Annotated in this window: 25 protein-coding genes; 4 read left to right on the forward strand and 21 right to left on the reverse strand. The window is 64.5% G+C overall.

Annotated features, from left to right (window positions below; genetic code table 11):
* Nucleotides 1–14 precede the first annotated feature (14 nt).
* Nucleotides 15–728: a translation initiation factor IF-3 gene (gene infC, locus ACTSLZ_RS10625; RefSeq protein WP_129315455.1), complete on the reverse strand. Its 714-nt coding sequence runs from the start codon at nucleotides 726–728 to the stop codon at nucleotides 15–17.
* Nucleotides 729–977: 249 nt separating this feature from the next.
* On the opposite strand from infC, the gene ACTSLZ_RS10630 reads away from it, so the two are divergent.
* Nucleotides 978–1,496, forward strand: coding sequence for a DUF1844 domain-containing protein (locus ACTSLZ_RS10630; protein WP_238692371.1), 519 nt, complete (start codon nucleotides 978–980; stop codon nucleotides 1,494–1,496).
* 128 nt (nucleotides 1,497–1,624) lie between these two features.
* On the opposite strand, the gene ACTSLZ_RS10635 is transcribed toward ACTSLZ_RS10630, so the two are convergent.
* Genes ACTSLZ_RS10635 through ACTSLZ_RS10665 form a run of 7 tightly spaced genes read right to left on the reverse strand, consistent with a single transcriptional unit; the run spans nucleotide 1,625 to nucleotide 6,383 of the window.
* Complete coding sequence (locus ACTSLZ_RS10635) at nucleotides 1,625–2,482, reverse strand: SseB family protein (protein ID WP_443094989.1); 858 nt, start codon at nucleotides 2,480–2,482, stop codon at nucleotides 1,625–1,627.
* A complete protein-coding gene (gene priA, locus ACTSLZ_RS10640; protein ID WP_443094990.1) occupies nucleotides 2,479–3,225 on the reverse strand; it encodes a bifunctional 1-(5-phosphoribosyl)-5-((5-phosphoribosylamino)methylideneamino)imidazole-4-carboxamide isomerase/phosphoribosylanthranilate isomerase PriA in 747 nt (248 codons plus the stop codon). The genes ACTSLZ_RS10635 and priA overlap by 4 nt, the downstream gene beginning before the upstream one ends.
* 15 nt (nucleotides 3,226–3,240) lie before the next feature.
* Nucleotides 3,241–3,408, reverse strand: a complete 168-nt coding sequence (locus tag ACTSLZ_RS10645; protein ID WP_178979083.1) for a hypothetical protein — start codon at nucleotides 3,406–3,408, stop codon at nucleotides 3,241–3,243.
* Nucleotides 3,405–4,166 carry an imidazole glycerol phosphate synthase subunit HisH gene (gene hisH, locus ACTSLZ_RS10650; protein ID WP_129315452.1) on the reverse strand — a complete coding sequence of 254 codons (762 nt, stop codon included), beginning with the start codon at nucleotides 4,164–4,166 and terminating at the stop codon, nucleotides 3,405–3,407. Before hisH ends, ACTSLZ_RS10645 begins: the two co-directional genes overlap by 4 nt.
* Nucleotides 4,167–4,781, reverse strand: a complete 615-nt coding sequence (gene hisB, locus ACTSLZ_RS10655; protein WP_129315451.1) for an imidazoleglycerol-phosphate dehydratase HisB — start codon at nucleotides 4,779–4,781, stop codon at nucleotides 4,167–4,169. It abuts the gene before it with no gap.
* Between the two features lie 58 nt (nucleotides 4,782–4,839).
* On the reverse strand, nucleotides 4,840–5,967 hold the full coding sequence (locus tag ACTSLZ_RS10660; RefSeq protein WP_443094991.1) for a histidinol-phosphate transaminase: 1,128 nt from the start codon (nucleotides 5,965–5,967) through the stop codon (nucleotides 4,840–4,842).
* 26 nt (nucleotides 5,968–5,993) lie between these two features.
* On the reverse strand, nucleotides 5,994–6,383 hold the full coding sequence (locus ACTSLZ_RS10665) for a LysM peptidoglycan-binding domain-containing protein (RefSeq protein WP_178980072.1): 390 nt from the start codon (nucleotides 6,381–6,383) through the stop codon (nucleotides 5,994–5,996).
* A gap of 327 nt (nucleotides 6,384–6,710) precedes the next feature.
* Here ACTSLZ_RS10665 and lexA point away from each other — a divergent pair, with 327 nt between their 5' ends.
* Nucleotides 6,711–7,451, forward strand: a complete 741-nt coding sequence (gene lexA, locus ACTSLZ_RS10670) for a transcriptional repressor LexA (RefSeq protein ID WP_443094992.1) — start codon at nucleotides 6,711–6,713, stop codon at nucleotides 7,449–7,451.
* A gap of 104 nt (nucleotides 7,452–7,555) precedes the next feature.
* On the opposite strand, the gene ACTSLZ_RS10675 is transcribed toward lexA, so the two are convergent.
* Together ACTSLZ_RS10675 and hflX are read right to left on the reverse strand one after the other, a co-directional pair.
* A complete protein-coding gene (locus ACTSLZ_RS10675; protein WP_443094993.1) occupies nucleotides 7,556–9,595 on the reverse strand; it encodes an ATP-dependent DNA helicase in 2,040 nt (679 codons plus the stop codon).
* Between the two features lie 19 nt (nucleotides 9,596–9,614).
* Nucleotides 9,615–11,171 (reverse strand): GTPase HflX, encoded by a 1,557-nt coding sequence (gene hflX, locus ACTSLZ_RS10680; RefSeq protein ID WP_443094994.1) that lies wholly within the window; start codon nucleotides 11,169–11,171, stop codon nucleotides 9,615–9,617.
* Between the two features lie 176 nt (nucleotides 11,172–11,347).
* On the opposite strand from hflX, the gene ACTSLZ_RS10685 reads away from it, so the two are divergent.
* Nucleotides 11,348–11,965 (forward strand): class I SAM-dependent methyltransferase, encoded by a 618-nt coding sequence (locus ACTSLZ_RS10685; protein WP_129315445.1) that lies wholly within the window; start codon nucleotides 11,348–11,350, stop codon nucleotides 11,963–11,965.
* Here ACTSLZ_RS10685 and dapF read toward each other — a convergent pair.
* Genes dapF through miaB form a run of 3 tightly spaced genes read right to left on the reverse strand, consistent with a single transcriptional unit; the run spans nucleotide 11,962 to nucleotide 15,536 of the window.
* Nucleotides 11,962–12,975 (reverse strand): diaminopimelate epimerase, encoded by a 1,014-nt coding sequence (dapF, locus tag ACTSLZ_RS10690; protein ID WP_443094995.1) that lies wholly within the window; start codon nucleotides 12,973–12,975, stop codon nucleotides 11,962–11,964. The genes ACTSLZ_RS10685 and dapF overlap by 4 nt on opposite strands.
* A gap of 6 nt (nucleotides 12,976–12,981) precedes the next feature.
* Nucleotides 12,982–13,941 (reverse strand): tRNA (adenosine(37)-N6)-dimethylallyltransferase MiaA, encoded by a 960-nt coding sequence (gene miaA, locus ACTSLZ_RS10695; RefSeq protein ID WP_443096132.1) that lies wholly within the window; start codon nucleotides 13,939–13,941, stop codon nucleotides 12,982–12,984.
* Between the two features lie 29 nt (nucleotides 13,942–13,970).
* Nucleotides 13,971–15,536, reverse strand: a complete 1,566-nt coding sequence (miaB, locus tag ACTSLZ_RS10700; protein ID WP_129315478.1) for a tRNA (N6-isopentenyl adenosine(37)-C2)-methylthiotransferase MiaB — start codon at nucleotides 15,534–15,536, stop codon at nucleotides 13,971–13,973.
* Between the two features lie 301 nt (nucleotides 15,537–15,837).
* On the opposite strand from miaB, the gene ACTSLZ_RS10705 reads away from it, so the two are divergent.
* Complete coding sequence (locus ACTSLZ_RS10705) at nucleotides 15,838–16,638, forward strand: hypothetical protein (protein WP_443094996.1); 801 nt, start codon at nucleotides 15,838–15,840, stop codon at nucleotides 16,636–16,638.
* A 98-nt stretch (nucleotides 16,639–16,736) separates the two neighbouring features.
* Here the strand turns inward: ACTSLZ_RS10705 and ACTSLZ_RS10710 are convergent, their stop codons facing one another.
* The 8 genes from ACTSLZ_RS10710 to ACTSLZ_RS10745 form a co-directional block, all read right to left on the reverse strand.
* On the reverse strand, nucleotides 16,737–17,468 hold the full coding sequence (locus ACTSLZ_RS10710) for a regulatory protein RecX (protein ID WP_443094997.1): 732 nt from the start codon (nucleotides 17,466–17,468) through the stop codon (nucleotides 16,737–16,739).
* Nucleotides 17,468–18,619 carry a recombinase RecA gene (recA, locus tag ACTSLZ_RS10715; protein WP_129315442.1) on the reverse strand — a complete coding sequence of 384 codons (1,152 nt, stop codon included), beginning with the start codon at nucleotides 18,617–18,619 and terminating at the stop codon, nucleotides 17,468–17,470. The genes ACTSLZ_RS10710 and recA overlap by 1 nt, the downstream gene beginning before the upstream one ends.
* A 214-nt stretch (nucleotides 18,620–18,833) precedes the next feature.
* On the reverse strand, nucleotides 18,834–19,055 hold the full coding sequence (locus ACTSLZ_RS10720; protein WP_129315441.1) for a DUF3046 domain-containing protein: 222 nt from the start codon (nucleotides 19,053–19,055) through the stop codon (nucleotides 18,834–18,836).
* Between the two features lie 247 nt (nucleotides 19,056–19,302).
* Nucleotides 19,303–19,755, reverse strand: coding sequence for a helix-turn-helix domain-containing protein (locus ACTSLZ_RS10725; protein WP_129315440.1), 453 nt, complete (start codon nucleotides 19,753–19,755; stop codon nucleotides 19,303–19,305).
* Nucleotides 19,756–19,976: 221 nt separating this feature from the next.
* On the reverse strand, nucleotides 19,977–20,486 hold the full coding sequence (locus ACTSLZ_RS10730; protein ID WP_443094998.1) for a CinA family protein: 510 nt from the start codon (nucleotides 20,484–20,486) through the stop codon (nucleotides 19,977–19,979).
* A complete protein-coding gene (pgsA, locus tag ACTSLZ_RS10735) occupies nucleotides 20,483–21,103 on the reverse strand; it encodes a CDP-diacylglycerol--glycerol-3-phosphate 3-phosphatidyltransferase (RefSeq protein WP_443094999.1) in 621 nt (206 codons plus the stop codon). The genes ACTSLZ_RS10730 and pgsA overlap by 4 nt, the downstream gene beginning before the upstream one ends.
* Before the next feature lie 34 nt (nucleotides 21,104–21,137).
* Nucleotides 21,138–24,155, reverse strand: a complete 3,018-nt coding sequence (locus tag ACTSLZ_RS10740) for a DNA translocase FtsK 4TM domain-containing protein (protein WP_443095000.1) — start codon at nucleotides 24,153–24,155, stop codon at nucleotides 21,138–21,140.
* Nucleotides 24,156–24,269: 114 nt separating this feature from the next.
* Nucleotides 24,270–25,976 carry a ribonuclease J gene (locus ACTSLZ_RS10745; RefSeq protein ID WP_129315436.1) on the reverse strand — a complete coding sequence of 569 codons (1,707 nt, stop codon included), beginning with the start codon at nucleotides 25,974–25,976 and terminating at the stop codon, nucleotides 24,270–24,272.
* Nucleotides 25,977–25,996 lie beyond the last annotated feature (20 nt).

Raw genomic sequence — 25,996 nt, forward strand, 5'->3', positions numbered from 1 at the left:
CGGTTGGCACCGGGTCATTCGTTGGAGGAATCGGTCTTCGGCTCGGCCGAAGTTCCGCTCTCCTGTCCCTTGGCTTGCTCTTTGAGCTCGGAAGGCATGGCGTCGGCCATGCTGTTGGTGACCGGCTCGGCAGTCTTGGTGTCCACTCGCTCGCGCGACTTGCGGCCACCACCCTGCTGGTTCTTCTGTTCACGGCGCGCCTGCGCACGGCTTTCGGCCTTGTTGCGCAACGGACCGAGGACCATGACCATATTGCGGCCGTCCTGACGGGGGTTGGACTCCACGGTCCCCACCTCTGCCAGGTCATCGGCCATGCGTTCCAGGAGACGGACCCCCATCTCGGGACGCTGCTGCTCGCGGCCGCGGAACTGGATCATGGCCTTGACCTTGTCACCGGCGGAGAGGAAACGCTTGGCGTGTCCCACCTTGGTCTCGTAGTCGTGGTCATCGATCTTCAGCCGGAAACGGATTTCCTTGAGCACCGTGTTCGTCTGGTTCCGCCGGGATTCGCGAGCCTTGACCGCGGCCTCGTACTTGTACTTGCCGAAGTCCATGAGCTTGCATACCGGCGGCTTGGCGGACGGTGCTACCTCGACCAGATCAAGATCCGATTCGCGCGCCAGACGCAGGGCGTCTTCTACGCGGACAATCCCAACCTGTTCGCCGCTTGGGCCTACCAGGCGGACTTCCGGGACGCGGATACGGTCATTGATACGTGGATCGCTAATGTGGCACTCCTGTAGTCAGCGGGTTTCCCCATAGGTTGTTGATGACTGCAACGGCAACAAAAAAAGCCCCCGTTGCTTTCAAACGGAGGCTGAACCACGATACGAACAGTCCTCACCCAATAATGAGGCGAGTCCACGAAATCGTGACACAACCCGGCAATCCGAGGGATTGGCGCGGGTGGGAGCTCAGCTCCGCTTGAAACTGCTGACCACTATACACCATGGGCAGGTCCGCTCCCAGTGGTGTTCATGACAAACCCCGTCACGGGAGGCCCGATCACCGTGCCCCTGTGGGAAGCTGGACTCATGACCAACAATTCTTCTTCCCAGGACTCCGGCCGCGATACGAATTCGCGGGAGACCTTCCGATTCGACGAGTCCGTCGCGGCAGCGCACAACCCGTCGGCCTCAGAACCTACGCCCGAGGAGGTCGAAGCCATCGGGCAGCAAATGCGCGATATCGCCGACGTCGCGGCCGTTGAGGTCATCACCACCTCCGCGGTGCACATGATGAGTGCCGCGGCCGTGAAATGCGGTTTGGCTGCCGAAGAAGATGCGGACGACGTCAAGGATCTCGACGAGGCTCGGAAGCTCATCACGGCGTTGGCCGGACTGGTCACGGCGGCGGCCCCTGAAATCGGGTCCCAGCATGCTGGTCCCCTGCGCGATGGCCTCCGCTCCTTGCAACTGGCTTTCCGCGAGGCATCCATCTCCCCGGACGCACCGGGTCAGGGCCCCGGAGAAAAATTCACCGGCCCCGTCTTCTGAGCGACGCCGATCCCCGGCTCGGCCGAGCCGGGGCGGCCGAGTCCCGGGGTCGGTCCCCGGACGCCGAGTCCGCACTCAACAGTGCGACGGCGCCCGCTATGGGTTGAGCCGGCGGTCCCGTGCGACCGTCAGGATCCGGCTCGCAGACGAATGTCAGCCGAATCGACCCGATCCGCAAGGGTCTGATGGGCCGAAAAGCGTTTCTGGAATTCTTCGACCGCCGTGTCGAGTTCCCGCTGGTCCAGTCCGGGGCGAATCGTGAGTTCGACGCTCAGCTCCGGCCCCGGCCCTCCGCCGGGGAGGAGGTGGCCTTCGGCATCGCGGCAGCCCACTCCTCGTCCGGGAGCCATGGTGACCGACAAAACGGACGGGTCCGGCTCCCCGCATTCCTGCAACGCCTCGAGCACTTCGGGATCGGAGTAGGCGGGACGCCACCTGGCGCCTTTGGCGATGGCCCACAGGGCCGGCCTGCGAACCACGAAGGTCAGCGCCGAGCCCGGGTTCAGCACAAGCAGCTGGTTCTCGTCCTCGACCGCGGAGAGCGCCATTTTTCTGGAGTCCGCGGCCACGGGGCGGGCCTGATCATGCCAGGAAGTCAGGTCCTCCACATTGGAGAACACGGGCAGGGCCTTGCGTCCGTCCGGGGCCTGGATGCTGACCAGCGCCATGTCCGACTCCTTGTCGGAGACGAGCCCTTCCTCTGTGACGTGGGATTGGGACAGCTCTGCGACCACCGGCGCAAACAGCCGCACGTTCGCGAGGGCGTCGACGACGACCTCCTCCGGAGCCTCCCCGCGCGCGAAACGTCCGAGGGCGGCGTCGAGGTCTGCGGGCGTCAACCCGTCATCGGAAGGATACGCGTGGGTGTGGGAGGTCCCTTCCCCCAGGTTTCGGCCCTCCCAGGGCTGTCCCCCGGTGTCCGTCGACCGCCCCGCACTCGCGAGCTGGGCGCGAATGTGGGCGGGCAGATCCTTCTTGCCGGTCATGGGCGCTCCGGACGCCCGGCGACGTCGAGGGCCTCGGCGAGCGTGAATTTCCCTGCGTAGAGGGCCTTGCCCACGATGGTGCCCTCGACACCGTGGGGAACCATCGCGCGCAGGGACTCGATGTCCTGCAAAGAGGAGATGCCGCCGGAGGCAACCACCGGCTTGTCGGTGCGACGGGCCACCTCGGCGAGAAGGTCGGTGTTGGGACCCTGCAACGTCCCATCCTTCGTCACGTCCGTGATCACGTAGCGGGCGCACCCGTCGTCGTTGAGCCGATCGAGGACCTCCCAGAGATCGCCGCCCTCTTGCGTCCACCCGCGCGCCGCCAACGTGGTTCCCCGCACGTCGAGGCCCACGGCGATGACGTCGCCATGTTCGGCGATGACCCGCTTGGTCCACTCGGGGTTCTCCAACGCGGCCGTTCCGAGGTTGATACGCGCAGGTTCGAGGGCCAGGGCTCGCTCGAGTGACTCGTCGTCGCGAATCCCGCCGGACATCTCAATCTTGAGGTCCAACGACTGGGACACGCGGCGAAGCACGTCAGCGTTGTTGCCCCGCCCGAACGCGGCGTCCAAATCGACCAGGTGGAGCCACTCGGCCCCGGCCTCCTGCCAGGCCAGGGCGGCCTCGACCGGGTCGCCGTAGCCCGTTTCCGATCCGGCCTCGCCCTGCACGAGCCGCACGGCCTGGCCGTCGGCTACGTCCACAGCAGGAAGAAGCTCGAGTCCTTCGTTGATCGTCATGCGAAGTGGTCCCCTCTAATCCAGAGTTGTCACGTAAAAGCCATAGGCGAAGAAGGCGACCGCGAGCACCCAGAGGACGATCTGGGCGATGACGGTGATCTTCTGCCTGCGGAAGGAAATGGCGCCTCCGGCGAGGAAGGCGCCGAAGGTCATGAGCAGCAGTCCTGAGACTATGGGGCTCACCGCGGGTCACGTCCTCTCGGGTCGATGTCCTGATGTTCGAGGTCGACCTTGGCGCCGGCGGTTTCGAGCCGCCCGGCGCGCGGAAGGGTGCCCAGCCAGTTCCGCAACAGCTGAAGGCCGGCCGCCGAGGACTTTTCGGGATGGAATTGCGTCGCAGACAACGGGCCGTTCTCGACGGCCGCGATGAACGGTCCACCATGATCGGACCAGGTGACCTGCGGAGGCTTCATGGCTTCGATGGTCTGGTCGAAGTCCCATTCCTGGACCCCATAGGAATGGACGAAATAGAACCTTTCGTCCTCCACACCGCGGAACAGAGTACTGCCCTCCGGCGGCTGGACCGAGTTCCATCCCATGTGGGGCACGACGTCGGACCGCAGTCGCTCCACTCGGCCGGGCCACTCTCCCAAGCCGTCGGTCTCCTGCCCATGCTCGGACCCGTGCTCGAAGAACACTTGGAGACCCACGCAGATGCCGAGGACGGGACGCCCGCCGGCGATTCGGCGCCCGATCATTCTGGGTGCGTCAGCCGCTCTGAGAGCGCTCATGACTGCCGAGAAGGCGCCGACCCCGGGGACCACAAGACCGTCGGCCCCGAGGACGTCGGACTCCGACCGAGACAGGACGACGTCGGCACCAGCGGCCTCCAATGCACGCACGGCGGAACGGACGTTACCGGCCCCGTAGTCGAGAACGGTCACGGTCGGGCGCGAGCTCTCAGCCTGCTCGTACGAATCCTTCGCTGGTCCGGACACCATTTACAGGGCCCCCTTCGTGGAAGGGATGCCCTCGACTCGGGGGTCCGACTCCACGGCTTCGCGCAACGCGCGGGCCAAGGCTTTGAACTCGGCCTCCGCAATGTGGTGGGGATCCCTGCCGGAGACGACATTCATGTGCAAGCAGATCCCCGCGTGGAAGGACAGGGCTTCCAGGACGTGGCGCACCATGGAACCGGTGAAGTGCCCGCCAATCAGGTGAAATTCAAAGCCTTCCGGCTCCCCCGTGTGCACGAGGAATGGACGGCCGGAAATATCCACGACCGCTCGGGCCAGCGCTTCATCAAGAGGCACCGCGGCTTGACCGAACCGACGGATTCCGCTCTTGTCCCCCAGAGCTTCCTTCAAGGCCTCACCCAGGACGATAGCCGTATCCTCCACGGTGTGGTGCACGTCCACGTGGGTATCGCCCGAGCATCGAATGTCCAGGTCGATCAGGGAATGCTTGGACAGCGCCGTGAGCATGTGATCGTAGAACGGCACGGTCGTCTCGATACGGGACCGCCCGGTTCCGTCCAGGTTGATGTCGACGGAAACCTTGGATTCGCTGGTTTCGCGGCTCATGCTGGCCGTGCGGGCCGATGATGGGGTCGTCATGACTCTCCTGCGGTCGAGAGGGCTCGGGCCCTCACTGTCTGGCTCGGTTCCGAAAGTCTCAGGTGCCGGCGGGGTCCAGGTCCCGCCGTCGCTCGATGTGCCTGTCCAGACTATCGAGAAAAGCGGTGGTTTCTTCCTCGGTCCCCGCCGTGACGCGCAGATGCCCCGGAATTCCGACGTCGCGAATCAGGACGCCGTCCTCCAGAAGGTCCTGCCACAGTCCGTGGCTGTCTCCCACCCCGCCGAAGAAGACGAAATTCGAATCCGAGGACGCGGGACTCAAGCCCAGGTCCCGCAAGTGCTCGACGATGCGGTCCCTCTGCTTCTTGATGTCCTCCACGTTGGCCAGGAGCCTCCCGCGGTGACGCAGGGCGGCCAATGCCGTGGCCTGTGTGACGGCGGACAAGTGGTACGGGAGCCTGACCAGCTTGATCGCATCCACCACGGCAGGAGCCGCCGCGAAGTACCCGATCCTGGCGCCCGCGAGGGCGAATGCCTTGCTCATGGTTCGGCTGACGATGAGTCGTTCGCGCCCCGGCAACAACCTGAGCGACGTCCGGTCGGGGTCCCTCGCGAACTCAGCGTAGGCTTCATCGACCACGACGATTCCGTCGAAGGATGTCGCGGCGTCGTACACGGCCTCGACGACCTCGGGGTCGAGAGCCGTGCCGGTCGGGTTGTTCGGGGAGCAGAGGATCGTGATGGCCGGCTGCTGATCGGCGACCTGACGTGCCGCGGATTCGGGAGACAGCGAGAAGTCCTCGGCCCTTTCCCCCGCCACAAACTCGGTGTTGGTCCCCGAAGCCAAGAGCGGATACATCGAATACGTAGGAACGAAACTCATGAGCCGGCGTCCCGGTCCCCCGAAAACTTGCAGGATCTGCTGGAGAATTTCGTTCGACCCATTGGCCGCCCACAGATTGTTCTGGTCGAGGCCGTGTCCCACGAACGCGGCGAGTTCTGAACGGAGCTCCGTGAAATCACGGTCCGGATAGCGGTTGAGCGAACGAGCCGCTTCTCGCACTCCTTCGGTCACCGCCTCCACAACCTCGGTCGGCATCGGATGCGTGTTTTCGTTGACGTTCAACGCGTACGGCACCTCGAGCATGGGGGCACCGTAAGGGGACCGACCGCGAAGGTCGTCCCGGAGGGGCAGGTTGTTCAGCGCGTCCAATGAGTCAGTCACCCCACTATGCTAAGGACCGCCGATCCTCACTCCGAAATTATCGGGACAATAAGACGCTGTCCGGGAGTAACCTGCCCGCTGCCCAGATCGTTCAGATCGTTGATCTTGTCCATGGTCACTCGAACATCCGCACTGGAGTCCACGTCCCGAGCGATGTCCCACAGCGTGTCCCCGCTGCCGACGACAACGGACTGCGTGGTCGAGGCGGCACTCTCCGTACCCGCCTGCGCGGTGCCGGGCACGAGGAACATCATGAGAGCCACCGCGACGACGACGACGGCGGAGAGCACCGGCACCCCGAAGAACACGAAACGGCCTCGGCGAGTCAGCGAGATGCGCGAGGTTCGAACACGAGCGGTCCCCACGTGACGGATCCATTCCGCGTCGCGGCTTGTGGTCTGAGTAAACGTGCTCATGCGAAGATCCCTTCGTATTCGGCGAGAGTGATGAGTATTCGAACTGGAGTTCGAGTTCGTACGTCTGTTCTACCAAAGTCTTCGAACACTGTCGAGAAAAATAGAACACATGTTTGATTTGCCACTTCCTCTGGCTTAGCCTGAGGGGTAAAGAAAATCGGTTGTACCGGCCGGAGCGCCTTCCCTCCGGGGAGGACTCCTCACGGTGCGACTTTCACCAAGCGCATCCGAACGGGCGACTGCACGATGACCGTTGTCGCCCGAGCCGTAGTTCCAGTACACACGGGGCGACTGACAACTTAAGCACCTCCAGGGAAGGACGAACCGGTGGCCACCCAGCTTCCTCACCAGGCCAAGCCGCTCACCCCGCGACAGCGCAAGATTCTCGAGGCGATTGCATCGTCCGTCGAGACGCACGGCTATCCACCGTCCATGCGAGAGATCGGCGACCTGGTCGGCCTGTCCAGCCTGTCGAGCGTGACCCATCAGCTCTCGCGGTTGGAGGCCCTCGGCCTCATCCGTCGCGATCCGAAGCGGCCGCGGGCCATCGAGGTGCTCTGCGAAACACCCGTGGGAGAAGACAGCCCCCGGTTCCCGGCTGCCGCGCCTCGGGAACGACCCGCCCCGGAACCGTCACGAGAAAAATCGAACGACAAGGTCGTGCCGCTCTTCCCGGAGACCCAACCGGATGGGGCCACGGCCCAGGTGCCGCTGGTCGGCCGGATCGCGGCAGGTGTTCCCATCACTGCTGAACAGCACGTGGACGACGTCGTCGCCCTCCCCCGTCAATTGGTCGGGCAGGGCCAGCTCTTCATGCTCGAGGTGCGAGGAGACTCGATGGTCGAGGCCGCGATCTGCGACGGCGACTGGGTTGTGGTCCGCCAGCAGAGCGACGCGGAGAACGGCGACATCGTCGCTGCGCTGCTCGACGACGAGGCCACGGTCAAGACCTTCCGGCAACGGGACGGGCACACCTGGCTGCTGCCTCAGAATCGACAGTACGAGCCAATTCTCGGAGACCACGCGACGATCATGGGCAAGGTCGTTTCGGTCCTGCGCTCCGTGTAAGTCCCGCCCCAGCCGGCGTCACTCGCTCCGGGGCACGCGCGCCTACGCCCGCGGCCTCGCCGCGCGTCCGCATCGGCCCGTCGGTGTGCGCCGGAGCCGCGGGATCACCCGGCGGCGAGCCTCCGCAGGGCGGCAGTGACCGTTGGCAGATTGTCGGTGGTCCACAACGGGGGCAGTGCGCTGCGCAGGAACCCGCCGTAGCGTGCCGTGGCGAGCCTGGAATCCAGGACGGCCACGACGCCGCGGTCGTCCTGCGAGCGAATCAGCCGTCCGGTCCCCTGGGCCAACCTGATGGCCGCGTGATAAGCCGAGACGGCCATGAATCCGTTCCCTCCGGTCTGGCTCACGGCCCGGGCCCGGGCGGAGGACAGAGGATCATCGGGACGCGGAAACGGGATCCGGTCGATGATCACCAGCCGACACGATTCGCCCGGAACGTCGACTCCCTGCCACAAGCTCATGGTCCCGAAGAGGCAGGTGTCGGCGTCTTCCGTGAATTCCTTGACCAGCCCGCGCAGTGAGGACTCGCCCTGGACGAGGACCTCCAGGTCAGAATTGTTCCTCACGTACTCGGCCGCCTGCTCGGCCCCTCGTTTGGAAGAGAACAGGCCCAAGGTCCCTCCGCCCGAGGCCTCGACCAGTTGGAGCACACGCTCGAGCTGTTCCTCTGAGACTCCCCGCGCCGGCTTCGGCAGGTCCGACGCGAGATACAGCATTCCCTGCTTGGGATAGTCGAAGGGTGAGCCCACGTCGAGGCCCTCCCACACGGGTGCCTTCTCGCCCATGAGTCCGAGCGAGCCGGCCACCGAGTCGAAGGAGTGACCGATGGCGAGGGTGGCCGAGGTCAGCACGACCGTACGGTCCTGGAACAAGCCTTCCCGGAGCCTCGACGCCACCGACAACGGCGCCACGTGAATGGTCGCCGGGTCGGTGTCTGCCGCGGCAACGTAACCGCGTCCCGGTTCCCAGCCCCCGACCCGGCTGATCCACACGACCTCGTACTTGCCGTCGGCCCCGAGCGTCCTCTCGGCCAGCTCGAGGATCTCGGTCAGGCGGGCTCGGGCGGTCTGTCGGCCGGCGTCGGCATCCTTGCCTTCGGGCTTGGTGTCGGACAGAGCCGCGCGGCTCGCGTCACGCACCAGTTCCATGGCTCTCTGCAGATCCGGGGTCAGACCGTGCGCCATGAGCTCCGCGGGCTTTCCGGTGCACGCGGCGTCCAAGGCGTCGGCGGCATCGGTCAGCGGGTCGTGGGAGGCGCTCGTGTGCTTGCGCACCGCTCTGGCCGCGGAGCGCACCATGATGGGAGAAATCGCCCCTGTCACGGCACCCGTGACCCGGTCGACGAGTTCGTGGGCCTCATCGACGATCACGGTGTCGTGCTCAGGAAGGACGCCGATTCCTTCGAAGGCGTTGATGGCCAGGAGTGCGTGGTTGGTGATGACGATGTCGGCCTCGCCGGCTTTCTGCCTCGCCAGTTCCGAGAAGCACTCTTCGACCAGGGGGCACTTGCGGCCGAGACATTCGGACGCGGTCACGGAAACCTGTCTCCACGCCTTGTCGCTGACCCCGGGCAAGAGTTCGTCCCGGTCTCCGGTGTCGCTCGTTTCCGCCCAGGAGCGGAGTCGCACGATTTCCTCGGCGAGACCCGTGCCGCCGCGAGACGGATGCCCGGATGCGGACGCCCCCTCGGAGTTCAGGGAGAAGAGCGCGTTGGGGTCTTCTTCCTCGGGGTACCCGCCCTCGAGTTTGTGCAGACACACGTAGTTGTTCCGCCCCTTGAGCAGGGCGACGTCGACCGGTCGCTCGAGCTGGTCGTCCAAGGTCTCGAGCAGGCGCGGCATGTCCCGGGTCACGATCTGCGCCTGGAGGGCCAAGGTCGCGGTCGCCACCACAATCGGGGACTCGGCGTCGATCGCGCGCCGGATCGCCGGAATCAGATAGGCCAACGACTTGCCCGTTCCCGTACCCGCCTGAACCAGCAGATGTTTGTTCGTCTCCAGCGCCTGGGCCACATGAGCGGCCATGCGCCTCTGCCCGTCGCGCCGTTGCCCGCCCGTCCTGTCGACGGCGGTGTCCAGCAGCTCCAGGACATCTTTGGCCCCTGGCAGCGTCTCCGGCTCCTCGCCCGTCGGAGCAGTATCCATGAATCCAGCCTCCGACAGCTCAGGCGTTCGAAATCGTGTAATCGTGCAGATCTGCCGCCATGTCCTGACGGACCAGAACGCTCATCCGCGTTCCGCCCTCTTCGAACTCGGTCGAGAGGATCTCGGCATCCCACGAATGCAACCGCGAGACAACCTCTCCGTGGGAGTAGGGCACAAGGAGTTCGAGCCGAACGTCCGGCCTCGGAATGGTGTCCGAAATCAGCTGTTTGAGCTCGTCGATCCCCTCTCCGGTACGAGCCGACACGACGGCGTGTCGAGGTTCCCGTTGGCGCAGACGCTCTACAACATACGGATCGGCCGTATCGGCCTTGTTGAGCACAATGATTTCCGGGACGTCGTGGGCATCCACATCGGCCAGCACGTCGCGAACCGCCCGGATCTGGCCCTCGGGCTCGGGATGGGAGACGTCGACGACGTGCAGGATGACGTCCGAATCGGCGACCTCCTCCAACGTGGATCGGAAGGCCTCGACCAGCTGCGTCGGCAGGGAGCGCACGAACCCCACGGTGTCCGAGAGCGTGTAGCCGATCCCGTCAGGAGTCACGGCCTTGCGGACCGTCGGATCCAAGGTCGCAAACAGCGCGTTCTCCACGAGCACGCCGGCATCCGTGAGCCTGTTGAGCAGCGAGGACTTCCCGGCGTTGGTGTACCCGGCGATCGCGACCGAGGGAACATGGTTGCGACGACGATTCTGACGTTTGGTCTCTCGGGCCGGTTTCATCGCCGCGATCTCACGCCGCAGCTTCGCCATGCGGGAACGAATACGACGCCGGTCCAGTTCGATCTTGGTCTCACCGGGACCACGGGAACCGATGCCTTCACCGCCCGCGGCACGACCACCGGCCTGCCGGGACATGGAATCGCCCCAGCCGCGGAGCCGGGGCAGCAAGTACTCGAGCTGAGCGAGTTCAACCTGGGCCTTGCCCTCCCGCGACTTGGCGTGCTGGGCGAAGATGTCGAGGATCAGCGAGGTCCGGTCGATGACCTTGACCTTGACGATGTCCTCGAGGGCGCGCCGCTGGGAGGGTGCAAGTTCGGAATCAATGATGACCGTGTCCGCGCCGCTCGATTGCACGATCTCGCGGAGTTCCTGGGCCTTGCCCGACCCCAGGAAAGTCCCCGGATCGGGCTTGAGGCGACGCTGGACCAGGCCGTCGCGCACCTCCGACCCGGCGGTCTCGGCCAGCGCGGCCAGCTCCCGCAATGAGTTCTCCGCTTCGGCCTGCGTTCCTTCCGACCAGATCCCCGCCAGGACGACCTTCTCAAGCCTCAGTTGGCGGTATTCCACCTCGGTGACGTCCTCGAGCTCCGTGGAGAGACCGTGGACGCGGCGCAACGCGCGACGTTCTTCGAGTTCCTGCTGGTCGCCTTCCGCGGCGGTTGGTTCCTTGCCCTCGCGGGCCAATTCGGGGGCCTTGCGGTCGAGGATCGCTTCCTCGTGTTCTTCTTCGGCGGAGCATCGACCGAGGACTCGATCCACGCTGGCCCTGAGCTGGGCGTCGGTCGGCCGCGAACCGCCCTGGTCCGCGGAACCTGTGGTTTCGTTCTGGGGCATAGTGCCTTTCTTGGGGTGCCGCACGGCTTTCCGGCGACGTCGTGTTCTGCAATTCTATCCGCGTCGCCACGTCGTGCACCGTGGCGCGCGTCCATCTGTGGATGACCGCCCGGAGCGGCGGCGGTCTGTTTCCGGTCGGGTCCCGCAGTGGCGCTCATGCCGTAAAATCGCTCTTCATGGCCGAGCACTACTTTTCCTCCCACGACGAGGACGGGCTGACGCCCCGCCCCCTGACCGTCGAGCTCGAGGGCTCCGAAAGACACCTCGTGACGGCATCGGGCGTTTTCAGCCCCAAGGGACTCGACAAGGGGACCGCTGTTCTCCTCAGAGAAGCGCCCGAGCCGCGAGGAAATTCCCTCCTGGACATAGGCTGTGGCTGGGGGCCGATCACCCTGACTCTGGCGCTCAGGAGACCCGGCGCCCAGGTCCTTGGTGTGGATGTCAATCAGCGCAGTATCGAGCTGACTCGGCGCAATGCGGCGTCGATGGGACTGGACACGATCTCGACCGCGTTGCCCGACGACGTCGACCCCGGCCTGACCTTCGACACCATCTGGTCCAACCCGCCCATTCGCGTGGGCAAGGACGTTCTGCACGACATTCTGATGACCTGGTTGCCCAGGCTCTCGGTCGGGGGCTCAGCCTACCTCGTGGTCCAGAAGAACCTCGGCGCGGATTCGCTGATTCCGTGGTTGGCCCAGAACCTGGGTGCGGAGTTCGCCGTCCACCGGTATGCCACGTCCAAAGGGTTTCGTGTCATCGAGGTCCGGCGGGGACCCGCCCAGGAAGTCTAGCCCAGAACAATCTTGCCGACCAGGACGGCCGGTCCTGACAGGACCACGTGTTCCAGCTCGTCCGGGGCCATGACGAATGTTGCTGCTACCGCGCCTCCAGGCACCTCGACGACCCATTCATCGGGCGCGTCGTCGCCCGCCCAGAAGCGAGTCGCCGCAGCCGCCGCGCAGGCTCCAGTGCCGCAGGATTGGGTCTCTCCCACACCGCGCTCGTGAACCCTCATTGCAATGCGGCCGATCGTGTCGTTGTCCTCAGAGTCCACCGGAACCACGAACTCGACGTTGGTCCCCTGGGGCGGAACCGGACGTACGTTCGGGACCTCCTCGAGCCCGAGCTTGCCGAGCTTCTCCTCGCCGGCCAGGGCGACCACCGTGTGCGGATTGCCCATGGTGATCGACAGGCCGGGGCGGGGCGTCCTCAGCCCGCGAGCCGTCACGAGACTGTCCGAACCCGAGTCGCGAGCTTCGTCGCCATGGATGAAGCCCCACGGTCCCATATCGACCGCGTAGTCGTCCTCGACCTTTGCCACGACCTTCGCCCCTCCCCGGGTCCCGATGGTCAGGCTCTGGCCGGGTTCGAGGGAAACGAGGCCCTCCGTCAGGAGGTAGTGGACGAACACGCGCACACCATTGCCGCACATTTCCGACAATGAGCCGTCCGCGTTGCGGTAGTCCATGAACCACTCGGCATCGGGCGACGTTTCCAACACCTGCCGGCCTTCGGGAAGCTCTTCCGACCGGATCGCACGGATCACACCGTCCGCACCGATACCGCGGTGACGGTCGCACACCGACTCGACCAGGGAGCCCTCGAGTGAAAGTCGCCCCTGGGCATCGGTCAACAGCACGAAATCGTTGCCTGTGCCGTGTCCCTTCGTCAGGCTGATGCCGGACAGTTCACCCCACGGGGAGTCCTCCCCCGCCCGCTCTGTCTGGTGAGCAGCGTCAACAGGGGCGGCAGATTCTTCGACGGAGTGATCGGGTGCGGCGGTTCGATGAGAAGTCACCATTCCAGTTTAACCCGCCGCCGTCCGACGGAACAGCTCCACCACACGCGTCACGTTCTCGTCCAAGGGGTCCGAGAAATCCAGCCAATGAATTCTCGGATCGGCCCGGAACCACGTGCTCTGGCGACGGGCCAGTTGGCGAGTAGCGATGACGGTTTCCTCGATCGCCGTCTCGATCGACGTCGTCCCCTCGACGACGCGGAGGAACTGCGAGTACCCCACCGCACGCGATGCGGTCTTGCCCTCGCGGAGCCCATGGTCCGCAAGGCGGCGAACCTCATCGATCAAGCCGTCCCGGACCATGGTGCGGACGCGAGCCGCGAGACGCTCGTGCAACACATCTCGGTCGCCGTCCAGGCCGACTTGGAGGGCCGGCTGAAAATACTCGCGCCGCGGCATGTAGGAGGAGAAGGGCCTCCCGGTGACCTCATGAACTTCGAGTGCGCGCACGAGTCGGCGGTCGTCTTTGACGCGATCCGCCGACTCCGGATCGACCTCCGTCAGCCGGGCGAGCAGAGGCCCGCGCCCCCGAGCTTCCAGCTCGACTTCGAGCCGCTCACGGACCCCCGGGTCCGTCCCGGGAAAGTCCAGGACGTCGAGGGCGGCTCGAACGTAGAGCCCGGAACCGCCTACCAGTATCGGGACGCGGCCTCGGCCGCGGATCTCCTCGATGACCTGTCGCGCTCGCTGCTGGAAGTCCGCCACGGAGGCCTCTTCCCGAATATCGAGCGTGTCCAGAAGGTGATGCGGCACGCCGCCCCGCTCGGCCACGGGCAAGGTGGCAGTACCGATGTCCATCCCGCGGTAGAACTGCATCGAGTCAGCGTTGATCACTTCACCGTGCAGGGCGTGCGCCAAGGCCACGGCGAGGTCCGATTTGCCAGTGCCGGTGGGGCCGACCACGGCAAGGACCGGAAGGACGGGCAAACCATCGTGACCCGTTTCCTGGGGCGCCGGCGCATTGTCCATGGCGTCGCGACGAACCGAGCGATCCACTGCTAGCGGGCGCCGGTGAGGGCCGACGACCGGCCAGGTATCGATGGCATGCCCAGAAGGGTCGTGCCCGGCTTGCCGCCGCCCGTTCCGCAGGATTCTGCTTGGGCCCGGTCCCATGCGTCGCCGGCGCGGGAACGCCGTACGGAGTAATCAGCCGGGGACGCCGAAGCCGGGTCCGAGATCACGTGGAATGCAGCGGCCTCGGTGATCGTGAGCGTCACGAGGTCGCCGGGTCTCGGCGACTCGGCACCAGCGGGCACCGAGAAGTGAACGAGGCGCTGGTCCTTGCTTCGGCCTGACAAACGGTGCGTCTCGCCGCTCTTGCGGCCCGTTGCGGCGCTGACCATGACCTCGACCTGGGTACCGATCAACCGCTCGTTCTCCTCGCGGCTGATGCGGTCCTGGAGAGCAGTCAGCCTCTCGTACCGCTCCTGGACGACCTCCTTGGGCACCTGATTTTCCATCTCGCCCGCGGGGGTTCCCGGCCGGATCGAGTACTGGAAGGTGAATGCGGAGGAGAAGCGGGACTTCTCGACCACATCCAGGGTGGCCTGGAAGTCCTCCTCCGTCTCGCCCGGGAACCCGACGATGATGTCCGTGGTGATCGCGGCGTGCGGGATCCGTTCCCGGACCTTGTCCAGGATCCCCAGGAACTTCTTGGAGCGGTAGGACCGGCGCATATCCTTGAGCACCTTGTCGGACCCCGATTGCAGGGGCATGTGCAGCACGGGCATGACGTTCGGGGTCTCCGCCATCGCATCGATGACGTCGTCGGTGAATGCGGCCGGGTGCGGACTGGTGAATCGCACCCGTTCGAGTCCTTCGATCTGTCCGCAGGCTCGAAGCAGTTTCGAGAAGGCCTGCCGGTCGCCGAATTCGACGCCGTAGGAATTCACGTTCTGGCCCAGGAGGGTCACCTCGATGGCGCCGTCGTCGACCAGGGCTTGCACTTCCGTGAGGATGTCTCCGGGTCGACGGTCCTTTTCCTTGCCCCGGAGGGACGGCACGATGCAGAACGTGCACGTGTTGTTGCATCCGACGGAGATGGAGACCCACCCCGAATAGACCGAGTCCCGCTTGGTCGGCAACGTGGACGGGAACACCTCGAGGGACTCGAGGAGTTCGGTGGCCGCTTCTTCGTTGTGCCGCGAGCGTTCGAGCAGGGCCGGCAACGAACCGATGTTGTGCGTACCGAACACGACGTCGACCCAGGGGGCCTTCTCCACGATCGTGTTCTGGTCCTTCTGGGCCAGGCAACCGCCGACGGCGATCTGCATGCCCTTGTTCTCGCGCTTCGTGGGCGCAAGGTTCCCCAAGTTGCCGTACAGCTTGTTGTCCGCATTCTCCCGAACGGCACACGTATTGAATACGACCAGGTCAGGGGCGTCCTTCGAGGACGTCTTCTCGGGCACAGTGCCTTCCGGGAGCGCGGTCTCGGAGAAGGGGACATATCCTGCCGACTCGAGGAGCCCGGAGATCCTCTCGGAGTCGTGCACGTTCATCTGGCACCCGAAGGTTCTGACCTCGTAGGTGCGGTGCTCTCCGGTCTGCTCGTCGATGCCCGGCATGGGTGCTGCGGCATCGGGTGCAGGAGTCTCGCGGTCTTCGTCGGTGGGGTTCGCAGTCACCCTGTCAGCGTACAAGACACCGGGCACCTCTCGCTGACGGCCTTGACGTCGATCACGGGGGCCGGTTCGGGGCGCTTCGACCCGCCCTGGGCCCACGCATTCGCCGTATTCTGGGGGTGTGGCCGACCACAGCATCTCCCCCGCCCTTCCCGGCGCCACGGATCCCCCGGTCTTCACGGGGTTCGATGATCTCGTTGCGTGGTCGAGTCCGCGGGCACGCCCTCACGTGAGTCGAGGAGGGGTGATTGCAGCGGAACGGTTGGGTGGGGTCACCGACGTCGTCGAGGTCCTCTCCTCTACTCCCCGTTCGATCGTGGCGCGCTGTCGGTCGGGGCAACGGTCAGTGGTTCTGAAATATTTTCGGCGAAGGGACTCGGCGCGGAATGCGAGTGACTTCGGCTATTTGCGCGCCAAATTCGGCGCGAAGGTGCTTCCCGGAGCCGCCTCGGTCCTGGCTTACGATGACGAAGCCAGGGTGCTCATCCACGAGGACCTGGAAGTTCGCCCGGGGCGGCGGTATTCCGCCGCGGAGCTGCTGAGGTGGGCCCGGTCCTGGCCGGACCTGGTGGTTCCTGCGACCTCCACGGCCTCGGAAGAATTCCGTGCCTCGTTGGGCCGGTCAGATCCGGTGTCCGCCGTGAAAGGCCACCCGGGGGCGCTGCCGTCTTTGGGGCTGGCACGTCGGGCGAGTATCACCGATGACCAGCTGAGGGATTTCCTGGACCCGGCCCTGTCGGTCATGTGGTGCGGCGACATGAACCCAGCCAACTTTGCCCTGGACCGCGATGGTACCTATCGGCAATTGGATGGTGAGGGAACCGGATACTGCGATCCGGCGCTCCTGGTGGTCGAGGCCAGGCTGGGGCTGCCCTCGGCACCGGACCTGGGCACGATCGACGCAAGTCCGAGCCCGGACCAGTGGAACGAGATCGGGGACTTCCTGGCGTCTCGATGGAATGTTACTCCCGAGCGGGAAAGCATTGCACGCCTGATCCTGGCATCGATCCTCAGGGAACTCGCGCCGACCCGCACCGACCCCTAGCCACTCGAGATCGGGGTCCCGTCAGCAATAGCTATTCGAGATCTTGGCCCGTCAGCGACGGTTCGCCTGCACGGGCTGACGGGTCAGGGCAGGACGGGTCAGGGAAGATCGTCGAATTCTTCCTCGCCGACGATGTGAAGCTCCTGCTTGGCCACGTCAAAGGCAACACCGGGCGAATAGCCTCGACGGGCCAGCATCGAAGCCAGCCGTCGCAGCTCCTTCTCCCTCACGGTCCTGTCATTCAGATCCGCACCACGCTTGATCTTTTTTCGGACCAAGGTGCCGGCGTCCTCCCGCTCGTCCTCGTCCGTGCGCTGGGCCAGCGCTTCGTCCGCAATGTCCCCCGTGATGCCTTTGTCTGCGAGTTCGCGGCGCAGGGCCGGGCGTGCGAGCTTGCGGCTCGTCGATCGGCTTCTGACGTACATCTCCGCAAACTCTTGGTCGTTGACCAGTCCCCAGTCCTCGTATTTGTCGAGGATCTCGGTGATGGTCTCCTCCCCGATCTGCTTCGAACGCAGTTTGTCCTCCAGCTCGGCACGGCTTCGCGCAGCCATAGTGAGCTGCCGGAGAACGATGTCCTTGGCCTGGTCGTACTCGGTCTTCTCATCGGTCGGTGGGGCGGACTTTTCTTCGCCCGCCCGTGGACTCTGCCCCGCGTTGTAGTTGCGAAGGTGAACCGAAGAATCCGAAGCTCCCGAGCTTTCGACCCCGAGGCCCCGTGATGCCGAGGACGTCGTGGAAGCTGCCGGGCCACCGAGCCGACTACCGTTGCGACGACGACCGGCCCCAGAGCGGTTCCGGCCGTCGCCACGACCTGAGCGAAGACTCATCAGAAGTTCTCGGGCAACGCATCCAGCGGGTCATCGCTCAATTCGGCAGAATTCTCGCTGTCTTCTCCTGCGGACGCGTCGATCGGAGTGGAGCCAGCATTGACGTCCTCGTCTTCCGAATCGATGATCCCGGCCTTGACGAGAGTCTTCTGCTGTATTTCTTCTGCGAGCTCCGGGTTGTCCTTGAGGAAGCGCCGCGCATTCTCCTTGCCCTGGCCCAATTGGTCCCCGCCGTAGGTGAACCAGGCTCCGGACTTCTTGACGATATTGTGCTCGACCGCCATATCGATAATGCCGCCCTCAACAGAAATTCCTTCGCCATACAGCATGTCGAATTCGGCGATCTTGAACGGTGGTGCCATCTTGTTCTTGACGACCTTGGCCTTGGTGCGCGCGCCCACCGGATTCGCGCCATCCTTGAGCGTTTCAATGCGACGAATATCAATGCGCACCGAAGAGTAGAATTTCAAGGCCTTGCCGCCTGTGGTGGTCTCGGGGCTCCCGAAGAAGACCCCAATCTTTTCGCGCAACTGGTTAATGAAAACGGCCGTCGTATTGGTCTGCGACAAACGACCCGTGATCTTGCGCAGGGCCTGGGACATCAGCCGAGCCTGCAACCCCACGTGGGAGTCCCCCATTTCGCCTTCGATCTCGGCGCGAGGGGTCAGTGCCGCCACGGAGTCGACGACGATGATGTCGATGGAACCCGAACCGACCAACATGTCCATGATCTCCAGCGCCTGTTCACCCGTATCGGGCTGAGAGACGAGGAGGGAGTCGGTGTCCACACCGAGCTTTTCCGCGTAGACAGGGTCGAGAGCGTGCTCGGCGTCGATGAAGGCCGCGATACCGCCGGCCTTCTGGCAATTCGCCACAGCATGCAGTGCGAGGGTGGTTTTACCCGAGGACTCCGGGCCGTAGACCTCGACCACGCGGCCCCGGGGAAGACCCCCAACGCCCAATGCCACGTCGAGTGCGAGGGCACCGGTCGAAATGGTCTCTGTCTTGACCGCTTCCCTGTCCCCCAGCCGCATGACCGAGCCCTTGCCATAGTTCTTGTCGATCTGCGCAAGAACCGTGTCCAGTGCTTTCTCCCGGTCCGAACCGGTCGCGCGGGATACGGAAGCCGTGTTTCGCGATTTAGCAGCCATGATTACCTCAATTCCGTGGCCCGTCGATGACGACGAGCCTGCTGTCGTGCGTTTCAGTCCTCACGCTAGTCAAGGGGACTGACAAGTTAAGCGGTTTGGGGCATCTGTGGAAAACCCGCGCCACGCCTCTGGCCTCGAGTCTAACCGATCTCGAACACGAATTCGAATATATTTTCGATGTTCCGGAACGGCCGATTCGACCCGGATCCGCGCCTCACCTGGGTTCCCCCGGGTCTGTGCCCAACCACCGCGACTCGGGCAGATCGTGCTGACGACACACCGCCTGCCACACCCGGAGCGGGGCAACACCATCGTCGAGCGCTTCGTTCGCGGTTCTGCTCCCGACGGCGTCGAGCACCGTCTGGTCCCCCACGACTCGCGCGTAGCCGAAGCCGAATTCGTCTTCCATGCTCCGCCAGAACTCCGACATCTTCATGGTTCAGCCTTCCTCTGGATCCGTCATCACGATATCCGCACGACAGGGCACAAAAAATCGTCGTGGGTCGTTCGGTTCGTTGTAGTCCGGGCGGCCTGCCCCGAGGGTCTCCTCTCACACGAAAATCCGCGCCGTCCGCGATTTTCTCGCGATGACAACACGGATTTTCTGTCCAACCCACGGATCGCATCCCGCCGGGCTCCAGCTTCTCAGGTGAAACCCGATCGGGATGCGACGCGCTCTGCGGTTACCGGACGATCGGGCGAGTTCGCTGCGTATGCGGCAAATCCATCGACCCGGTGGCGTTCATGCCGTATTCGCGGCGGAACTCCTCGGAAAGTTCGTTGGGGACGGTATCGGGAACATTGAGCCCCTCGGCTGCCGCGAGACGGTCCGAGACCTCTCGAAGCATCTGGGACAAGGGAATCTCCAGTGCCACACAAATGGAAGCGAGCAATTCTGAGGAGGCTTCCTTCTGACCGCGCTCGACCTCACTGAGGTATCCGAGCGAGACGCGGGCACTGTGGGACACCTCGCGCAGGGTGCGTCCCTGTCGCTGGCGGATGTCTCGAAGGACCTCACCGATTTCGTGGCGAAGGACAATCACTTTGGGCTCCTGCGGTTCGGGCGTGAAATCTTCTGACTGTCCCACGTCCTTCCAACGGACGACGCCGTTCACGGACACGGGTTGCTTAGTCATCTTTATGCCTATCTCCCTTTTCGATGTGGCCTCTCAGTGTTGAGTGCCACGTGGTTTCTTCAGCCTAATGCAGTTCGCATCTGTGCGTCAGGCCTGTGGACGGATTGTTTTTGCACCGTCACGTTCATTCAAACCAAGTTCCCTGGGAATTCATTCCCGCTCTCGGCGAGAGAAGGCTGTGAATATTCTGGGTACATCGTGTATCCCGGAATCTCCACCGATTAGCTCTCCCTGGCCATGGATTCCACCATCAGACGCAGGGCCGCCCACACGGTCTGTTCCCGAATCTCCGCGCGATCGCCTTCGAGCCTCAGTTCCCGGGTCGCGTATCCCTGAGGCCCGGCGCACCCCAAGTACACCAGGCCCACGGGTTTGCCGTCATGAGGGTTCGGGCCCGCTACTCCGGTCGTGGACACACCCCAGTCCGTGCCGCAGACTCGCCGAGCCCCCGCTGCCATCGAGCGGGCGACGTCGGGATCCACCGAGCCCTTGTCCGCCAACAGGCCCTCTCGCACCCCGAGCACGCCGGACTTGACCGAGTTGTCGTAGGAGACAATCCCGCCCCAGAAGACGGCGGACGCGCCGGACACCGAGCAGATGGTGGAGGCCAGCATCCCGGCGGTCAATGACTCCGCCGTGGACACGGTCTGACCCGACACCGTTCCGGACGCGACCACGCGCGCTGCCAGGGCCGATGTCGTCTCGTCCTCCGGAAGAGGAAGCCGACTCATGACTTTCCGTTCCCGGCCAGGTAGTCGCGCCTGAGTACCACTGCCTTGACCACGTAATCCACGCCGGTCACCACGGTCACCACGACCACGGCGGCCATGACGATCCACCCGGGAATCATCAGCCACCAGCCCACTGCCCCCAGCGGGAGGATGAACAACACAAGGGCGACCGTCTGCAGGACGGTCTTGAGCTTGCCGCCCTTGGATGCGGCCATGACCCCGTAGCGGATCACGAAGAACCGCATGATGGTGATGCCCCACTCGCGCACGAGGATCACGATCGTGACCCACCACCACAGCTCCCCCAGCATGGACAGGACCACGAAGGCCGCTCCGGTCAGGAGCTTGTCTGCGATCGGGTCGGCAATTTTCCCGTAATCCGTGATGAGGTTTCTCGACCGTGCGATGTCGCCGTCGAGTTTGTCCGTGTACATCGCGGCACCGAAGACGATGACCGCAGCCCAGCGCATCCCCATCGACACCTCGCCGAAGTGGCCCCCGGCCAGGAGGAACCAGACGAAGAACGGAACCATCAGGATCCGGAGCGTCGTCAGCGCATTCGGGAGATTGAGGTTGGACTGCTTGGGGGTAGACCCCGATGATTCTGCGCTGCTCATGAGTGCCCCTTCTTCGCGCCGTCCGGTACCGAACTCATCGACCGGTCAGTTGCCACGCGTCTTCGTCGTTCGGTTCGTCCGCGTGATCGTTGTAATCAGTCGCGACGTTCTGCAGAGACTCCTCGACGGGGTCGTCTCCCTGCCCGCTCTGGTCATCGCCCGAACCGGCCGGAGGTTCCTCACCGCGAATCTTCGCAAGGGCCGCCGGAAGGTCATCGGGAGCCACCAGAACATCGCGTGCCTTGGACCCCTCGGACGGGCCGACGATCTCCCGAGATTCCAGCAGATCCATGAGGCGCCCGGCCTTCGCGAAACCGACGCGAAGCTTGCGCTGCAACATCGAGGTCGAGCCGAACTGCGAGTTGATGATCAGTTCCGCCGCCTGGAGCAGCACGTCGAGGTCGTCCCCGATGTCTTCGTCGATCTGCTTCTTCGGCTGGTCCTGGATGACGTCGGCGCGGTAGCTGACCGGCATTTGCGTCTTGACGTGCTCGACGACGTCGTGGATCTCCGACTCCGAGACCCACGCGCCCTGGACACGCATCGGCTTGGAAGCGCCCATCGGCAGGAACAGGGCATCGCCCTGGCCGATCAGTTTTTCTGCCCCAGCCTGGTCCAGCACGACTCGGGAATCCGTGACGGACGAGGTCGCGAACGCCATCCGGGAAGGCACGTTCGCCTTGATCAGACCCGTCACCACGTCGACCGACGGACGCTGGGTGGCCAGGACCAAATGGATTCCCGCCGCACGGGCCAACTGCGTGATTCGGACGATCGCGTCCTCGACGTCCCTGGGGGCGACCATCATCAGATCGGCCAGCTCGTCGACAATCACCAACAGATACGGGTACGGACGGATCTTCCGTTTGGACCCCGGTTCCGGTTGGACCTTGCCCTCACGGACGGCCTTGTTGAAGTCGTCGATGTGCTTGAACCCGAAGTGGGAGAGGTCGTCATACCGCGCGTCCATTTCGCGAACAACCCACTGCAGGGCCTCAGCGGCCTTCTTGGGGTTCGTGATGATCGGCGTGATCAGGTGAGGCACGCCCTCGTAGGCCGTCAGCTCCACGCGCTTCGGGTCCACCATGACCAGGCGAACCTCGTCGGGCGTAGCCCGCATCAGGATCGAGGTGATCATCGAGTTGACGAACGAGGACTTGCCCGCGCCGGTGGCACCCGCCACGAGGATGTGCGGCATCTTGGCCAGGTTGGCCACCACGAATCCGCCTTCGACGTCCTTGCCCACGCCCATAACCATCGGGTGCGGCGAAGCATGTGCCTTGTTGGACCGCAGAACGTCCCCGAGCGCAACCGTTTCACGGTCGGTATTCGGGATCTCGATGCCGATCGCCGACTTCCCGGGAATCGGGGAAAGGATTCTCACGTCCGCGCTCGCCACGGCGTAGGAGATGTTCTTCGACAGTGCGGTGACGCGCTCGACCTTGGTACCGGCACCGAGCTCGATCTCGTACCTGGTCACGGTCGGGCCACGGGAGAAACCCGTGACCTGGGCGTCGACCTTGAACTGGTCGAGGACGTTGGTCAGTGCCTCGACGACCGAGTCGTTGACCTCGGAACGCTCCTTGGCGGGAGGACCCTGGACCAGCATCTTCTGCTGCGGAAGGACATAGTCAGTGGTCGACAGCGCAGCCTCACGTGCCGCACCGTTCTGCGGCTGGGCGTGCGGGATCGAATCGTCCGACGACGAGGCATCATCCGCGGAGAATGTCTCGGCTTCCTTGGGGTTCGACTTCTCGACCAGCGGCGAGACGCCTTCGTGCGGATTCTCGGACAACGTTTCAGTGGTGGATGAACTCCGCGACGGCTTCCGGGCATCCGGGGCGGGCTGGCCCGAGTCGATGACCTCGGTCGCATCGGGATCGGCGCCACCGATAACGCGCGTTCTGTCCATGTCCTCGAAGGAACTCTGCTCGGGTTCGGCCTCCCGCTGCTGCTCTACCCGGGCCGACTTGGCCCGGTTGAACTTGCCCAGGTCGAACAGTTCGGACTTCTTCTTCTTGGGCGCAGACCCGGGTTCCCCGGCGGAATTGTGGTCGAAGACCTCGGTGGGTGCGGTGCCCAGACGTCCGCCGTTGGGGTCCCCCTTCGGCGCGTTCTTGTCGACCACGGCCCTCGTGAAGGCCTCGTCCCCGGCGTAGCCGTCCAGGGGCTCGGTTTCGTTCCCGGACTTCTCGCGCCGGCCGAACAGGGACCGCTTCGGCTTGGCGGATTTCTGCTCCCCGTACTCGTCGTCGAGGTAGCATCGATCGTGCTCAGGAGCCGAAAGATCGGCCCCCTTCTCCTGCGGTTTGTCCCCGACGAGGCGTCCGAAGGCGGACCTGATGTTCGGAATGATCGAGCGTATCGGCGTCGCCGTGACGATGAGGACCGAAATCAGGGCCAGAAGAATGTGCAGGGTCATGGTCCCGGGCACCGTGATGAGCTTGGACAGCGTGGCTCCGGCCAACAGGCCGACAATTCCGCCACCGCTCCGGACGGCGTCCAGGCCCGCCTCCACGCTCGGAGAACCGGCGGCCAGGTCGAAGAGCGCGGAACCGCTGATGACCATGAGCAACAGTCCGACGGCGATGCGGTTGTTGGCCCCCATCTCGGTCGGGTGTCTGAAGGCGCGGATCGAGAATCCGCCGAGCAGAACCGGGGCCAGGAGGGCCATGCGCCCGAAGGTCCCGGCAACCACGGCGTGCCACGCCATGGCCGGCCAGGACACGGCCTGCAGGCCCACGGAGGCAAGGCTCCACCATTCGACGGCCGCGGTGATCAGCGCGAGCACAAGCATGAGCAGGGCTCCGCCGTCGCGCCGGTCCTCCGGGGCGAGTTCGGTGCGCAGCGTGCCCATGCGACGGATTGCACCGCCGACCAGGTGGGCACAACCTACCCAGGCACCGAGAATCGCCCGGACGAGCCAATTGGGCTGGTCAGGTGCGTCAGTGGTCGCACGCGAAGAACGAGTGGCGGCTTTCTTGGTGCCGCTCGACGAACGCCGCGACTGCGATGCGCCCTTCTGAGGGGTGGGGGAAGTACGAGTCGCCATATGTTCCAGGGTAGACGATGAGGGCGGAACCCACACTCGCCCGGGTCGAAACCGGCCGAATCTGTGGATCACCGCCCCATCGATGCGGGGGTCGTCCCCGCGAGTTTCCTGGCCTCAGCCCTCCTGGTTGTGCTCGACCACCACGGGGATGATCATCGGCTTCCGGCGCAGCTTGCGGCCGATCCACTGGCCGATCGTCCGGCGCACGATCTGCTGCATCTGGTGATTGCTCAGGCGCTTGGACGACTTCTCGTTCAGGGCCTCTTCCAGGGCCTCGGTGATCTTGGGAATCATCGGTGTGAAGACCGAGTCCTCTTCCGCAACACCGCGGGCGTGGATGTCCGGACCGGCCACGACACGTTTGGTCTTGCGGTCGACCACGATCACGATCGAGACGAAACCCTCTTCGCCCAGCGTGCGACGATCCTTAAGATCCTGATCCGTGATCTCACCCACGGACTTCCCGTCGACGTAGACATACCCGCAATCGACGGCGCCCGAGATGCGCGCCTCGCCGTTTCTCATGTCGACGGCGACACCGCTCTCGCCCAGAAGGACATTCTCTTCCGGCACGCCGGTCTCCATCGCCAGCTTTCCGTTCGCGATGAGGTGACGAACTTCACCGTGCACCGGAAGCACGTAATTGGGTTCGAGGATGTTGTAGCAGTACAGCAGTTCGCCGGCGGCCGCGTGACCCGACACGTGGACCTTGGCATTGCCCTTGTGGATCACGTTGGCGCCGAGCTTGAGCAGCCCGTTGATGACCCGGTACACGCTGTTCTCGTTGCCGGGGATCAGGGACGAGGCGAGCACGATCGTGTCGTCCTGCTCGATCTGGATCCTGTGGTCACCGCTGGCCATTCGCGAAAGGGCCGCCATGGGCTCTCCCTGCGAGCCGGTGCACATGAGGACGACTTCGTCCTCGCGGTAATTGTCCACGTGCTTCAGATCGATCAGCACGTTGTCCGGCACCTGCAGGTAGCCAAGCTTCTCGGCGATGGACATATTGCGGACCATCGAACGACCGCACAGGGCAACCTTGCGACCGCGCTCGACCGCCGCATCGATGACCTGCTGAACCCTGTGCACGTGCGAGGAGAAGGAAGCGACGATGATTCGCTTCGGAGCATCGCGGAAGACGTCCGAAAGCACGGGGCCGATGTTCTTCTCCGTGGGCGTGAAGCCGGGCACCTCGGCGTTGGTCGAGTCCGGGAGGAAAAGATCCACGCCTTCCTCGCCGAGACGAGAGAAATGCCGGAGGTCCGTGATCCGGCCGTCCAGCGGCAGCTGGTCCATCTTGAAGTCGCCGGTGTGCAAGACCTTTCCGGCCTTCGTCCTGATAAACACCGCGAGCGCGTCCGGGATCGAGTGGTTCACGGCCACGAATTCGCATTCGAAGGGCCGCAGATCCTCGACGTCGCCCGCCTCGACGGCGATGCTGGTTGACCGGATGCGGTGCTCCTGCAACTTGGCTTCGACCAGCGCCAGGGTCAGCTGCGAACCGATCAGGGGAATGTCGGGGCGACGCTTGAGCAAGTACGGAACCGCGCCGATGTGGTCCTCGTGACCGTGCGTCAGCACAATGGCGACGATGTCATCGAGGCGGTCCAGGATGTGGTTCAGGTCGGGCAGAATCAGGTCGACGCCGGGCTGGGTCTCTTCGGGGAAGAGAACCCCGCAGTCCACGACCAACAGCTTTCCGTTGAGTTCGTAGACCGTCATGTTGCGGCCGACCTCTCCGAGTCCACCCAAAGTCAGGACACGCAGCGTGTCCTTCTTGAGCTTCGGAGGCTTCGGCAAATCGGTGGGTATCTGGGTCACGGGACCCCTTTCTGAAGGTG

The sequence above is a fragment of the Rothia koreensis genome (assembly GCF_052232265.1).
Lineage (GTDB): Bacteria > Actinomycetota > Actinomycetes > Actinomycetales > Micrococcaceae > Rothia > Rothia koreensis.